The organism is Rhizobium sp. 01L410 (assembly GCF_056400165.1).
In genome coordinates, this window is sequence record NZ_JBFTST010000003.1 from 494,710 (window position 1) to 508,197 (window position 13,488).

10 protein-coding genes and 1 tRNA gene are annotated in these 13,488 nt (G+C 60.8%); 6 read left to right on the plus strand and 5 right to left on the minus strand.

The window, feature by feature from the left end; genetic code table 11:
* Positions 1-3 precede the first annotated feature (3 nt).
* Positions 4-1,032, minus strand: coding sequence for a LacI family DNA-binding transcriptional regulator (locus tag AC1DV9_RS09715; RefSeq protein ID WP_477947482.1), 1,029 nt, complete (start codon positions 1,030-1,032; stop codon positions 4-6).
* A gap of 136 nt (positions 1,033-1,168) precedes the next feature.
* Here AC1DV9_RS09715 and AC1DV9_RS09720 point away from each other — a divergent pair, with 136 nt between their 5' ends.
* From AC1DV9_RS09720 to AC1DV9_RS09745, 6 genes are all read left to right on the plus strand, one after another.
* A complete protein-coding gene (locus tag AC1DV9_RS09720) occupies positions 1,169-2,458 on the plus strand; it encodes an ABC transporter substrate-binding protein (RefSeq protein ID WP_477947484.1) in 1,290 nt (429 codons plus the stop codon).
* 208 nt (positions 2,459-2,666) lie between these two features.
* Entirely contained in the window at positions 2,667-4,475 is a 1,809-nt protein-coding gene (locus tag AC1DV9_RS09725) for a class I SAM-dependent methyltransferase (protein ID WP_477947486.1), read from the plus strand.
* A 184-nt stretch (positions 4,476-4,659) separates the two neighbouring features.
* Complete coding sequence (locus AC1DV9_RS09730; protein WP_477947487.1) at positions 4,660-5,790, plus strand: calcium:cation antiporter; 1,131 nt, start codon at positions 4,660-4,662, stop codon at positions 5,788-5,790.
* A 25-nt stretch (positions 5,791-5,815) separates the two neighbouring features.
* Positions 5,816-6,376 (plus strand): DedA family protein, encoded by a 561-nt coding sequence (locus tag AC1DV9_RS09735; RefSeq protein ID WP_477947488.1) that lies wholly within the window; start codon positions 5,816-5,818, stop codon positions 6,374-6,376.
* A 160-nt stretch (positions 6,377-6,536) separates the two neighbouring features.
* Positions 6,537-7,736: an efflux RND transporter periplasmic adaptor subunit gene (locus tag AC1DV9_RS09740; RefSeq protein ID WP_112384959.1), complete on the plus strand. Its 1,200-nt coding sequence runs from the start codon at positions 6,537-6,539 to the stop codon at positions 7,734-7,736.
* Between the two features lie 40 nt (positions 7,737-7,776).
* Positions 7,777-10,929, plus strand: a complete 3,153-nt coding sequence (locus tag AC1DV9_RS09745) for an efflux RND transporter permease subunit (RefSeq protein WP_477947489.1) — start codon at positions 7,777-7,779, stop codon at positions 10,927-10,929.
* A 13-nt stretch (positions 10,930-10,942) separates the two neighbouring features.
* On the opposite strand, the gene AC1DV9_RS09750 is transcribed toward AC1DV9_RS09745, so the two are convergent.
* From AC1DV9_RS09750 to AC1DV9_RS09765, 4 genes are all read right to left on the minus strand, one after another.
* Positions 10,943-11,272 carry a hypothetical protein gene (locus tag AC1DV9_RS09750; protein ID WP_477947490.1) on the minus strand — a complete coding sequence of 110 codons (330 nt, stop codon included), beginning with the start codon at positions 11,270-11,272 and terminating at the stop codon, positions 10,943-10,945.
* Positions 11,269-12,057: a DUF2092 domain-containing protein gene (locus AC1DV9_RS09755; RefSeq protein WP_477947492.1), complete on the minus strand. Its 789-nt coding sequence runs from the start codon at positions 12,055-12,057 to the stop codon at positions 11,269-11,271. Before AC1DV9_RS09755 ends, AC1DV9_RS09750 begins: the two co-directional genes overlap by 4 nt.
* Positions 12,058-12,285: 228 nt before the next feature.
* Positions 12,286-13,083: a cysteine rich repeat-containing protein gene (locus AC1DV9_RS09760; RefSeq protein WP_477947533.1), complete on the minus strand. Its 798-nt coding sequence runs from the start codon at positions 13,081-13,083 to the stop codon at positions 12,286-12,288.
* 320 nt (positions 13,084-13,403) lie between these two features.
* A tRNA-Met gene (locus AC1DV9_RS09765) sits at positions 13,404-13,480 on the minus strand.
* Positions 13,481-13,488: the final 8 nt, after the last annotated feature.

The window sequence follows — 13,488 nt, forward strand, 5'->3', positions numbered from 1 at the left end:
GCATCACTCATCGATTCTTGCATCTGGCACAGTCCCCCCGGCAACCGGGACGACCGCATGGCATACATGGCGCGCAGGAGCCGTCCTGTCGCGGAAGCGGGCGATCATCAAGGCAATCGCCTCTCGGCCGATCGCGGCCCGGTCGACATGCATCGTCGATAGCGGTGGATTGGTCATCATCGCACAGGGGAGATCGTCGAAACCGACGATCGCAAAGTCTTCTGGAACGCGAAGACCTGCTTCGGTGACGGCTTCGAGGACGCCGACGGCGACGAAATCGTTCATGCAGAAAGCGGCGGTAAAACCCTTGTCTTCCACGAGAACCGCGGCCATGAGCTCATGCGCCTCACGCGACGCGCTACCCTGAAATCCCATCGACACCAGACGGCGCTCGCCGCCATGAACGGCGACAGCCGCATCGAAGCCGCGAACGCGTTCGCGGATCGTATGGCGATGCGATCCGGTGAAGTGAAGGATCTTGCGATGTCCGGCAGCGAGCAGACGCTGGGCTGCCTGATAGGCACCGAAGAAGTTTGACGGCGACACACCGTCGATCTGCAGGCGGGGATCCGTTCCGTTGACGAGCACCACCGGCACCTTCTCCGCTTCCATCCAGCTGCGAAGCGCATCGCTCGGATCGATACCGACGAGAAAGAGCCCCTCGGCCCGCGCCGTCGTCATGTAGCTGCGAACAACCTCGGGCGTAGCGCGGTCCTCCCGGATGAGCCGGACTTCGAAAGCCATCCCGGCTTCCAGAGCGCTCGCCCGCAGACCTTCGACGATCGCTTCGTAGAAAACGCTGAGCCCGCCCGTGACCCCGTCGCTGGCGATCAGCGCCAACCCGCCGGGCGGCGGCTCGACCGTGGACCTCGGCTGATAGCCATGTTCGGCGGCCACCCGCAGAATATGCTCGCGCACATTGCCGCTGATACCCGGCTCATTGGCGAGCACGCGAGAAACCGTGGAAACGGACACGCCGGCCGCTGTTGCGATATCGGCCTGCCGCGGCCGTTTGGGTTTCATTTCGTTCATGGCCCGATCTTATGCAAATAATGCAAATTTGCAATTATTATATAATTTCTTGCAAGTTTATTTTTTTTGCGTAGTCTTCGCCGCATTGCCCTCAGATGTTTGAGGACGGCGAGGGGCAGGCACAAGGACGAACATCATGCAGATCAATCGACGGACATTTCTGATGGGTTCGGCTGGCGTCGCCACCGGGCTTGCCTTCGGCGCCGGAAGCGCCATCCCCGCATATGCAGAGGGCACAGAGCTACGCGCCATGTGGTGGGGATCGAACGATCGCGCCAAACGGACACTCGACGTTGCCAAGCTTTATGAAGGCAAGACGCCAGGTGTGAAGATCGTTGGCGAATCCATGAGCGGTGACGGCTACTGGACGAAACTGGCGACGCAGATGGCCGGCCGCGCCATTGCCGACGTCTTCCAGCTCGAGCCGGGAACGATTTCCGATTATTCCAAGCGCGGTGCCTGCCTTGCTCTCGACGAGTTCGTCCCATCGACGCTGAAGGTCGATGCGTTCGGCAAGGACATGCTGAAGCTGACGACTGTCGACAACAAGCTCTATGGCATCGGCCTAGGGCTGAATTCCTTTGCGCTGTTCTTCGACCAAACCGTATTCGAAAAGGCGGACCTGCCGCTTCCGACGACGGATCTGACCTGGGACGAATATGCCAAGCTTGCCGTGGAGCTCACCAAGGCCGGCGGCAAGGATAATTATTGGGGCGGTCCCTACGGTGCCCGCTATACCTATGTCTTCGATGCCTGGCTGCGCCAGCGCGGCAAGAGCCTTTATGCCGACGGCAAACTCGGCTTCGGCGTCGACGATGCCAAGGAGTGGTACAGCTTCTGGGAAGATCTGCGCAAAAAAGGTGGCACGGTCGCCGCCGATGTGCAGACGCTAGACCAGAACACCATCGATACCAACGCGCTGGCACTCGGCAAGTCGGCTATGGGCATGGCCTATTCCAACCAGCTCGTCGGCTACCAGCTGATCTCCAAGAACAAGCTGGCGATCACCACGCTGCCGCGCGAGAAGAAGGGCGGACCTTCCGGCCACTACTATCGCCCGGCACTGATCTGGAGCGTCGGCGCGACGACGAAGAATGGCGAAGCTGCGGCCAAGTTCATCGATTTCTTCGTCAATGACCCTGATGCCGGCAAGATCCTCGGCGTCGAGCGCGGCGTGCCGATGTCCCCGGCCGTGCGCCAGGCGATCCTGCCGAATCTCAACCCGACGGAGCAGGCAGCGGTCAAATACGTGGATCTTCTGAAGGACCAGGTCGGCGACTATCCGGCACCGGCGCCATTGGGATCGACGGAGTTCGACCAGCGCCTGTTCCGCCCGATCGCCGATGAACTCGCCTTCGAACGAACCACGCCCGCCGAGGCTGCGCAGCGGCTCGTCGAAGAAGGCAAGGCGACGATCAGAAGCTGAAGTTTCAGCTGAAAACAACGAAAGAGCCCGTCGATGCGGGCTCTTTTGCGTTGCAGTTGGCGGCAGCAAGATCGAGACCACGGAGGTCTATTATCTTGCAATGAGCTCTCCTCCCTCCGGAAAGGGCCTTCGTCAGCCTCAATCCAGCCTGTCATGCCACTGGTTTCCCACCACCCGTCAGAATCAGCACGGCCGTAATGGAGAAGACATGCAAGACCTCTTACAGGCATCGGGTTACCGCAAGAACGGTAAAATCTGGACATATCAGGACGCCCGAGGCGCTTTTCGGTATAACGATGGCGACGCTTCCGAAACGCGTATTCTGAATATCATGCAGTCGGCGACCGATACCTCGCTCTTCTCGAAAGAGCTCGCAGGCGCGATCTCCGACTGGCCGTCGAACTACCATCTCAGCCCGATACGCGCCAATCTCTTCCGTCCGATCAAGCATATGCTGCGCGGACCGATCCTCGAGATCGGCGCCGGCTGCGGCGCGATTACCCGCTTCCTGGGTGAGGAAGGCCACACTGTTCTCGCGCTTGAGGGCAGTGCGCGCCGGGCAAACACCATTGCCGAGAGATGCCGTGACCTTCCGAATGTCACCGTCCTCGCCGAACCACTGCAGCATTTCGAGGTACAGCAGAAATTCGCGACGGTGACGCTGATCGGCGTGCTGGAATATGCCCGCGTCTTCTTCGGCGCGGAAGCAGGCCAGGACGCGATCGATCACATGCTGGCAAAGGCCCGGTCCTTCCTGGAACCCGGCGGCCAGTTGATCATCGCCATCGAAAACCAGATAGGCCTCAAGTATCTCGCAGGCTTCCCCGAGGATCACCTGTCGCGGCCGATGGTCGGTGTCGAGGACCAGTATACGCAGACGGGGCCTGTCACCTTCGGCAAGCGCGAGCTGTCGCACCGCGTCAAGGCTGCCGGCCTGCCGCATCAGAAATACTGGTTCCCCTTCCCGGACTACAAGCTGCCCCGCTTCGTGCTGAACGACGAGGCGCTTGATGCCGACCTGCCGACCGACTTTTCGTCGCTGATCCGCAGCGCCGTCAACACCGACCCACAGCGGCCGAGCCTTCTCGCGTTCGAGCAAGACCTCGCCTGGGATGTCATCGCTCGAAACGGCCTTCAGGGCGACCTCGCAAACTCGTTCCTTCTCGTGTCCTCGGATCAGGCTATCCCCGCACATGATGTCATGGCGACGCATTTCACCGGCGGGCGCGAAGCCCATTACCAGAAGCTGGTGCGGTTCGTCCGCAAGGGCAATGAACTGGTGGTCGAGCGCGAGGCACTCAAGCCTTCCGAGGATGATGCCGGTAGGCCGTTGAAGATCAATCTCGAGAACGAGAGTTTCGAAAACGGACTGCTATGGCGCGACATCGGCAAGCGGTGCCTGCTGCAGGATGGATGGTCCGCCGCTCATCTGGCAAATTGGATCGGCGTCTGGCGCGAGGCGCTGGCACAGCACCTTGCCGGCATGGGCCATCCGGCACCCTCAGCCTTGACGGATCTGATCCCGGGCTCGCTGCTCGACGCCATTCCGCGCAACCTGATCGTCGGTGAGCAGCAGCGCTTCATCGACCTCGAATGGTCCTATGACCAGCCGATCGAATTCGGCTACCTGATTTTCCGCGCATTGTGGGACCTGCTCTCGGACATGCGCGGCGTGGCGCCTCCCACGTCCGATACCAAGGACAAGATCGGCGACTTGATCTTCCAGACCTACGAGCATCTGGGATATGACGTGGCTGCTCAGACGATCATCGACTATTACGTTGCCGATCTCCGCTTCCATAGTTCCGTCACGGGCATCAATCTGCAACCCAACGCCTCGGCGCTGGTGGCGCCTCTCGGCCGGAGAATCAACTTCGCCAATATCCGCGATCTGGTGAGCCAGTCCCGGAAACTAACAGAGCAGAATCAGGCTTTGATGCAGGAACTGGAAGCCGAGCGCCGCAAGGTCCGCGAGATGCTTGACGCGGTGAACGGGTACAGTCTGCGGACCGCCTGACCTGCGCCGGCTGATCTGACCTGAGCGCAGCTGCAAACTGCCCTCGCTGAAAATCGCAAACAGATGTAATCTGCGGCGAGGTTTGGCGAGGATCGGTGCGCGAGAGGCGGGCGGCCGGGTTGGGAGACTTGATGGCGTTGATGATCATTCGGCGGCGGCATATCCCTGAACGGCTGCCGCGGCCATGACGAACAGTCTCACCGTCCCATCCTTCACCATGTCGCGCCTCCTGCGCCGGGAATGGTTTCTTGCGGTCGGGCTGCTAACCAGCGCCATCATCCTCGGTTTCGGCGAGCCGCTGTTTGCACAGATGTCCAGTCCGGCCGGGTTCGTGCTGGTCTTCTTCTGGCTCTTTGCGGCGGTTCTTGGCTCGGCGCTGTCGGTGGTACGGCACGCCGATCATCTGGCAGAACAGCTCGGCGAGCCCTACGGCACGCTGATCCTGACGCTCGCCATCACCTCGATCGAAGTCATGGCCATCTCGGCCGTGATGATCCATGGGGCGAACAATCCGACGCTCGCCCGCGACACGCTCTTTGCCGTGGTCATGATCATCCTGAACGGCATGGTGGGCCTGTCGCTTCTGGTTGGTGGCTGGCGGCGGCCGGAGCAGTCGCACAACATGCAGGGCGCAAATGCTTATCTCGGCCTCATCGTGCCGCTGGCGGCGCTAAGCCTGATCCTGCCGAGTTTTCTCCATACCGACGGCAGCCAGGCCTCGACGCCAAGACAGATGATCCTGGTGGTCATTTCGGTTGGCCTCTACGGCGTGTTCCTGATGCTTCAGGCAGGACGCCATCACCGCTATTTCACCGATGGCAGCGAACCGCGGCATGAGAAGCGCGATGGCGCAGCGCAGAAGAGCACGATCCTGCTCCATGCCGTGCTGCTCTTCGCCTATATGGCACCGGTGGTCTTTCTCGTCGAACAACTGGCGCGGCCGATCGACTACATCATCGAGACCGTGCACGCGCCCGCCGCTCTGGGCGGCATCATCATGGCAGTGCTGGTGGCCACACCGGAGGCGCTCAGCGCCGTTCGAGCCTCGATCGCCAACAACCTGCAGCGCTCGGTCAATATCTTTCTCGGCTCCGTGCTCTCAACCATCGGCCTCACGGTGCCGGCGATGCTGCTCGTTGCCCACCTCACCAGCCATCCCATCACCTTGGGTCTAGAAGGCAGCGATCTGGTGATGCTGACCTTGACGCTTGCCGTCAGCATGATCACGTTTGCCAGCGGCCGGACCCACATGATGCAGGGCGCCGTGCATCTGGTGCTTTTCCTGGCCTACGTCCTGTTGATCTTCCAGCAATAAGCCGCAACGGCAGGAGCCTGCAGCAATGACTTTCGAGCTTCTGATTGCGAAATACGGCTTGCTGGCAGTCTTTCTTGGCGCCGGGATAGAAGGGGAAACGATCGTCATTCTGGGTGGCGTGTTTTCGCATCGCCACCTCATGACGTTCTGGGAGGCAGCCATTGCTGCGAGCGCCGGTTCGTTCATCGCCGACCAGCTGTTTTTCTTCACCGGCCGCCATGCGCGGCGCTGGCCGCGAATCCAGAGGATCGCCGGGAGACCGGCCTTTCAGCGCGCTACCCAGCTTCTGGAGCGCCACCCTGCGAGTTTCATCTTCGCATTTCGCTTCATCTACGGATTGCGGACGATCAGCCCGGTTGCGATCGGCATGTCCGATGTCCCGGCCGCGAAATTCATGGCCGTCAATGCCGCCGCGGCCGTGATCTGGGGAACGGTCTTCACCGCCATCGGCTATCTCTTCGGACAGGGCATCGAACAGATTTTTGGCCATCTGCCGCTTCACCGGCACGTTCTCATCGCCATCGCGACCGCAGTAGCCCTCGTGATCGCCTGCGCATTGACCTATCGGAAAGTCCGCGCGGCCTAGCCCTTTGGTCTTAGCCTGATGCCGTCCTTCCTGTGCAATCGAGGGCTATTGCAATTCTTCAAAATGCGGCTTCATATTGTGGCAGCTTTGAACCTTGCAACCGGTAGGCTGCAAAGGGACGCGCATGAGGACTGCAACTCGTAAATTATGAGGTGACAGGATGCGTGAGGGGGGGTCTCGAGGTCTGCAATTGTTCGCCGCGGCTTTATGCGCGACGGGCCTTGCAGCATGCGACAGCGGCAGCAACACCTATGTTGCCCCGCCGCCGGCAAAGGTGCATGTGGCACCGCCGCTGCAGCAGAATGTAACCCAATATTTCGAACTGACCGGCAACACGGCGGCGTTCAAATCGGTCGATATCGAAGCCCGCGTCCAAGGGTTCGTCGAAACCATCGACTATCGCGACGGTATGATGGTGACCAAGGGCACGCAGCTCTTCGGCATCCAGAGCAACACCTATCAGGCGCAAGTCGACCAGGCGCAGGCAACGCTCGCTTCGTCGCAGGCCGCACAGGTCGGCGCCAATCAGGAATATACGCGTCAGGTCAATCTCAGCGCCCAGAAGGTCGGTACGCAGACGGCTCTCGATAGCGCCAAGGCAACGCTCGACCAATCGAACGCAGCGATCCTGAATGCGCAAGCGAGTCTCGATCTCGCCAAAATCAACCTCGGATACACCAAGGTCGAGGCGCCGTTCGATGGCACAGTGACAGCGCATCTCGTCGATGTCGGCACGCTGGTCGGTGTATCCGGCCCGACGACTCTGGCGACGATCGTCCAGACGGATCCTATCTATACCAATTTCAGCATCAGCGAGACGCAGGTGCTGTTGATCAAGCAGGGTATGGCCGCTCAGGGCAGGACCTTCAAGCAGACAGACCTTCCCGCCATCCCGTTCGAAATCGGTCTGCAGGGCGAGACCGGCTATCCTTTCAAGGGCCATCTAGACTATGCGGCGCCACAGGTCGATGCGGCGACGGGCACGCTGACCGTGCGCGGGATCATCGACAACAAGGACCACGCCCTTATCCCCGGCCTCTTCGTTCGTGTTCGCGTGCCTGTTGGCCATCAGGACAAGGCGCTTCTGGTTCGGGACGATGCGATCGGCACCAACCAGCAGGGCAGCTACGTATTGGTCGTCGGCAAGGACGATACGATTGAGCAGAAAACCGTAAAGACCGGCCAGAGCGAGGGCCGCCTGCGCGTTATCGAATCCGGCCTCAGTGCTGAAGACCTGGTGGTGATCGAAGGAATCCAGCAGGCGATTCCGGGCAACAAGGTAGCACCGGAAAAGGTGACGATGGACGTTCCAGCGGCAGAGGCCTCAGCCGCTGCTGCACCCCAGGCCGTCGCGCAATGAGCCCGCGCCCGGCATCGTCAGCTCAGAGGAGGAGGATGGCATGATCTCGCGCTTCTTCATCGAGCGGCCGGTTCTCGCCAATGTCCTGGCGCTGGTTTTCGTTCTCATCGGCGCCGTTGCGCTGTTCCAGCTGCCGGTGGCACAATATCCGAATGTCGTGCCGCCGACCGTGCAGGTTTCGACCCGCTATCCCGGCGCCAGCGCCAAGACCCTGATCGACACCGTGGCACTGCCGATCGAGCAGCAGGTCAACGGCGTTCAGAACATGCTCTACATGCAGTCGACGAGCGCTAGCGACGGCACCTATTCGCTGACCGTTACCTTCGCAATCGGCACCGATCCCGATCAGGCGCAGGTTTTGGTACAGAACCGCGTGGCGATCGCCATGTCCTCGCTGCCGGACGCGGTTCAGCTGCAGGGCGTCACGACGCAAAAGAAATCGACCTCGATCCTCGAATTCGTCAGCCTGACATCGCCTGACAGCCGATACGACAGTCTCTTCCTTTCCAACTATGCTGTCATCAACCTGCAGAACGAGCTCGCCCGCCTGCCCGGCGTCGGCAATGTGGCTGTGTTCGGCGCCGGCCAATATGCGATGCGGATCTGGATGAACCCCGGACTGCTGCAATCCCGCGGGCTGACGCCGCAGGATGTCATCAACGTGGTGCAGCAGCAAAGCCAGGAGGTGACCGCCGGTCAGGTCGGCATTCCGCCGGTGCCTGCCGGTCAGGACTTCCAATACACGCTCAATGTCAACGGCAGGCTGAACGACGCTGTCGACTACGAGAACATCATCATCAAGGTCGACGACCAGAGCGGAGGCCGGATCACCCGCATTCGCGATATCGGCCGCGTCGAGCTGGGTGCGCAGACCTACAGCCAGTCCTTCATGCAGAACGGGCTGCCGGCGGCCGGTATCGGCATCTTCCAGCTTCCCGAGGCCAACGCCATCGACGTCGCCAAGGATGTTGCGGCGAAGATGACCGAGCTTTCGAAAGGCTTTCCCCCCGGTCTCGCCTATACCGTGCCATTCGATACGACCAAATTCGTGAAGGCATCGATCGATGAGGTCTATGTCACGCTGATCGAAGCCGGCGTTCTCGTGCTGATCGTTATTCTCGTCTTCCTGCAGGATTGGCGGGCGATGCTGGTTCCGGCGACGACGGTGCCGGTGACGATCATCGGCGCCTTTGCGGCCATGGCGGCGCTCGGCTTCACCGTCAACCTCTCGACGCTCTTCGCCATCGTGCTGGCGATCGGCATCGTCGTCGATGACGCCATCGTCATCGTCGAAGGTGTTGCCCGCCATATCGAGGAAGGGATGCCCGGCAAGAAGGCCGCCGAGAAGGCGATGGACGAGCTCTTCGGCCCCGTGATCGGCATTACGCTGGTGCTGATGGCGGTATTCATTCCCGCCGCCTTCCTTCCCGGACTGACAGGGCAGCTCTACAAGCAGTTCGCATTGGTCATTGCCGCCACCGCGCTCATCAGCGCGATCAACGCCATGACGCTGAAGCCGACGCAATGCGCCCTCTGGCTGCGCACGCCGGTACCGCCGGAAAAGCGCAATTTCTTCTATCGCGGTTTCAACAAGGTCTATGACAAGGCCGAGAACGGCTATGCGAAACTGATCGGCGGCATGGTCCATCACAGCGCCATTGCCGTTCTTTTTGCTCTGGCGCTGATCGGCGTCGCCATATGGGGGCTTACCCGCCTGCCGACGGCATTTTTGCCGCTCGAGGATCAGGGCTATGTTCTGATCAGCGCGCAGCTGCCCGACGGTGCCTCGAAGGAGCGCACCGACGCCGTGATGGCGGAGGTCGGCAAGATCGCGCAGCAAACGCCCGGCGTCGATCAGGTATTGACGATCAGCGGCATATCGATTCTCGACAACAGCGCCAGCCTGCCGAATGCCGGTGTCGCCTATGTCGTGCTCAAGGACTGGGATGTCAGAGGCAAGGAAAAGGGACAGGACCTGCTGTCGATCTACGAGCACCTGAACGGCGCACTGTCGGATGTCTTGAAGGCGAAGACCCTTGTCGTCGTGCCGCCGCCGATCCAGGGCATCGGCAATGCCAACGGCTTCACCATGCAGGTGGAAATCCGCAACGGCAATTTCGACTATCCGCTGCTGCAGAGCATGGCCGATACCATCGTCAGCAATGGCAATGCCCAATCGTCGCTGCAGCGGCTGAGCACATCGTTTCGCGCTGGCGTGCCCCAGCTTTCGGTGTCGGTCGATCGCATCAAGGCCGAGACGCTCGGCATCACCGTCGGGCAGGTGTTTTCCGCACTTTCAGGTTATGTCGGATCGAGCTACGTCACCCAGTTCAACAAGTTCGGACGAACCTTCCAGGTCTACGCGCAGGCGGCGCCGGAATTCCGCGTTCGCCCCGACGACATCCGCAACCTGAAGGTCAAGGCTGGCGACGGCACGATGGTGCCGCTCGGCACTGTCGTCGACGTCACGAGCGTTCAGGGGCCGTCGCTGATCAGCCTCTACAACCTCTATCCCACCGCTACCATCGTCGGCGGGGCTGCCGCCGGATTTAGTTCGGGGCAGTCGCTCGATGTCATGGAGCAGATCGCCGACCGGACATTGCCGCCCGGCGCAGGCTACGAGTGGACAGCCCTCTCCTATCAGGAGAAAACCGTCGGCGGGCAGATCTACTTCGTTTTCGCGCTTGCCATGCTGCTCGTCTATTTCGTGCTAGCCGGGCAATATGAGAGCTGGATCCTGCCACTCGCCGTATTGCTGGCCGTGCCGCTGGCGCTTCTAGGAACGGTCGGCGCGCTAAGTGCGGCCGGTGTTGCCAACAATCTCTACACGCAGATCGGCCTGATCCTGCTGATCGCGCTTGCATCGAAGAACGCGATCCTGATCGTCGAATATGCGCGCGAGAAGCGGGCCGAGGGCATGGAGATTCTTGAGGCCGCGGTCGAGGCCGCACGCCTTCGCTTCAGGCCGATCCTGATGACATCCTTCGCCTTCATCCTCGGTGTCCTGCCGCTGGTGCTGGCGAGCGGCGCCGGTGCATCGGCCCGCAAGTCGATCGGCATATCGGTTTTCAGCGGCATGATCGCCTCGACCTGCCTCGCCGTTCTCTTCGTTCCGTCGTTCTATGTGGTGCTGCAACGGTTCGAGGAATACAGAAAGCGGCGCACGAACACGGCGCCGCAGGCGGCAGAGTGATCAGCGCTTCGCTCTATTGCACGACGACGCGCACATAGACGCCGCCGCTCTTGGCGTAGTAGCCCGATCCACACCTGTAATAATAGCCACCGTAATAGGCGCCGTAGACGCAGCCCGCAGGCAAGACGGCAATCGTCGTCGTTGTCCTCGTTACCACGCGCCGCGTAGTCCGGCGCGCAACGCCAGCATAGGAAAGCGGTGTCAACGGCCTGCCGATCACGGCGTTGGCGGGCGTGCCGACGCTGAGCGATAACGGTACCCATCCGCCGGGCTCGACATGAGCGTCGGCAAGGAGAAAGGCGCCGGTCAGCCCGGCAACAAGCAGGGATTTCGGATATCTCATTTGCTGTCTCCCGGTTGGGTGGGTGCGGGCAGTTCATCGAGCGACTGCAATTCGCTGAGATCGACCTTCTTGGCGCTCTTCGGAATCTCGATCGCATAGGAGGCCTTGGCGACATCCGGCCCGCTCTTGAAATCGCTAATCTCCAGCGTGTATTGCGGCGCCTGCCCAACATGCTTGCTGGTGATGACATAGCGCCGCGGCACAGGCTTGGCGCCCGACTGTATCCAGATCTGCCAGTCGATCTCGGGCGTGCGGAACGTCAGATATTCGCATTCGACCCCACCGACATAAGCGCTGGAGATATGCTTGGCATCCGTTACGCCGGTCATTAGAATGTCGAAAACATGAGCCGACAGCAGATCAGCCCCCGGCGCCTCGATACCCGCATCCGCCAACCGCTCGAACAGCTCGTCCACCGAGCCCTTGGCCTCGATACTGGCATAGGCATCGAGGTTCTTGCCATGCACGGTCAGCGTCGTCCCGTCAAAACTGACATCGACATCGGCAAATCCGCCGGTTCTGGTGACTCGTAGCTTGTCCGGCCGTGCCAGGCTGGCAGTTCCCGAACTGACGAACTGCAGCTTCTCGAAGTCGGGCGTTACCGCTTCGATCGACGATTGATAGCTGAACGATATCGCCTTCTGCCCCGCCAGATAATCCGACATGGACTTCAGGATATCTTTCGCATCGTCAGCCGCAGCCGTCGCGGGCAGGATCAGGCTGGCGGCAAAGGAGCTGCAGACGAGCAGATGACGGAGCGTTCTGAAATGGGGAACCGATGACATTGCAATGCCTTCCCTTCGATCATGTTGATCCCCAAGTCCCCGGACAGGTGCCCTTCAGCGAGAATCCTACCGGCGATCTGCAAGATCAGAGAATGGATGAAATTTCAGCATTATCTATGCAGGCGATGCGCAGCCGCGAGTGGCCGCCAAGTTTGAGGGAATCATGAATAGAGCACGCCACTCCCATCTCCCCCTCCACGGCAATGGGAACGTCTGAAGATCGCGAAGCTACAGGCCGCTGGTCAGCACCCGCTGACATGTTGGCGACAGCCGTTGAAAATTATCACGCAGACAATTGACCCCGCGGCCGCCACCGAGCGGCACGGAGCGGCAAAGCGCCCGGAAATCCGGTCCGCAGGTGCGCCGGAGAACAATCAGTTCTTCGCGTGGCGTGAATGACGCCATCGGCATCGCTCCGGCACCACCGGCCGCCTTGGCTGTATTGGCCGCAGGAGGAGACGATCCGCTTCCTTCAATCGCGCCAACGGCGGCCTGACAGGATGGCGAGAGCGCTGGATTATGCTGCTGCAGGCAGGCAAGCGCCTGCGCTCCACCCGGCGTCACACCCGAGCATTGCGCCATGAAATCCGAGCGGCAGGCCGATTTGATCGCATCGCGCTGCGCCTCCGTCGGCTGTGCGGTCTGTTTTGGTGAAACGGCCGGAGCTGCGGCTGTGGCTGGCTGGACCGCTGGCGTTTGCGCCGGCGCCGCATCGGTCGATTTCTTCTTCGTCCCGCCCAAAGCCGAGATCGCGTCGCGGCAGGCCTTGGAGAGCGATGCATCATGCTGCTGAAGGCAATTCAACGCCTCCATGCCCCCGGGCGTCACACCCGAACATTGCGCAATGAAATCGGACCGGCACGCCGACCGGACCGCATTCCGCTGGGCATCAGTCGGCTGCTGCGCGCAAGTTGCGCCGGCCGCAAGGCACATCGCGGACGAGACAAGAAGGCCGAAAGCCCTGCTCGCTGAAAACGAGAATCTGATATGCAGAATATTCGCCAGAAAGGCCGCAAATTTCCCCATGGTTCCCTCCCCGGGGAAGAAATTATCTGGATATATGCAGATACGTGGCGGGGCCGATGAAATAACGCTGGCCTGACAAACTGTCGCCACGCAGGGCATGATCAAAATCTATCACTGCAGGTTTACATTAGCACGTAAATATACTGTCGTGAAGATTGCGTCGTGAGACATGGCGAGCGGTAGAGTCTTCGGCCTTTTGGCCTATTTCATTTCTTCCCCGCCCAATCCCGCGTGCCGTCCGCTCACACTAAGGTTGAACGCAAAAAGCCCGCTTAACGCGGGTTCTGTCTATTCTGTTGTACGTATCCATGAAGAGGATTTGGTTGCGGGGGCAGGATTTGAACCTGCGGCCTTCAGGTTATGAGCCTGACGAGCTACCGGGCTGCTCCACCCCGCGTCCAGCGT

Coding starts and splice junctions, on each gene's coding strand:
- AC1DV9_RS09715 (WP_477947482.1), bottom strand. CDS start 1,032: ATGAACGAAATGAAACCCAAACGGCCGCGGCAGGCCGATATCGCAACA.
- AC1DV9_RS09720 (WP_477947484.1), top strand. CDS start 1,169: ATGCAGATCAATCGACGGACATTTCTGATGGGTTCGGCTGGCGTCGCC.
- AC1DV9_RS09725 (WP_477947486.1), top strand. CDS start 2,667: ATGCAAGACCTCTTACAGGCATCGGGTTACCGCAAGAACGGTAAAATC.
- AC1DV9_RS09730 (WP_477947487.1), top strand. CDS start 4,660: ATGACGAACAGTCTCACCGTCCCATCCTTCACCATGTCGCGCCTCCTG.
- AC1DV9_RS09735 (WP_477947488.1), top strand. CDS start 5,816: ATGACTTTCGAGCTTCTGATTGCGAAATACGGCTTGCTGGCAGTCTTT.
- AC1DV9_RS09740 (WP_112384959.1), top strand. CDS start 6,537: ATGCGTGAGGGGGGGTCTCGAGGTCTGCAATTGTTCGCCGCGGCTTTA.
- AC1DV9_RS09745 (WP_477947489.1), top strand. CDS start 7,777: ATGATCTCGCGCTTCTTCATCGAGCGGCCGGTTCTCGCCAATGTCCTG.
- AC1DV9_RS09750 (WP_477947490.1), bottom strand. CDS start 11,272: ATGAGATATCCGAAATCCCTGCTTGTTGCCGGGCTGACCGGCGCCTTT.
- AC1DV9_RS09755 (WP_477947492.1), bottom strand. CDS start 12,057: ATGTCATCGGTTCCCCATTTCAGAACGCTCCGTCATCTGCTCGTCTGC.
- AC1DV9_RS09760 (WP_477947533.1), bottom strand. CDS start 13,083: ATGGGGAAATTTGCGGCCTTTCTGGCGAATATTCTGCATATCAGATTC.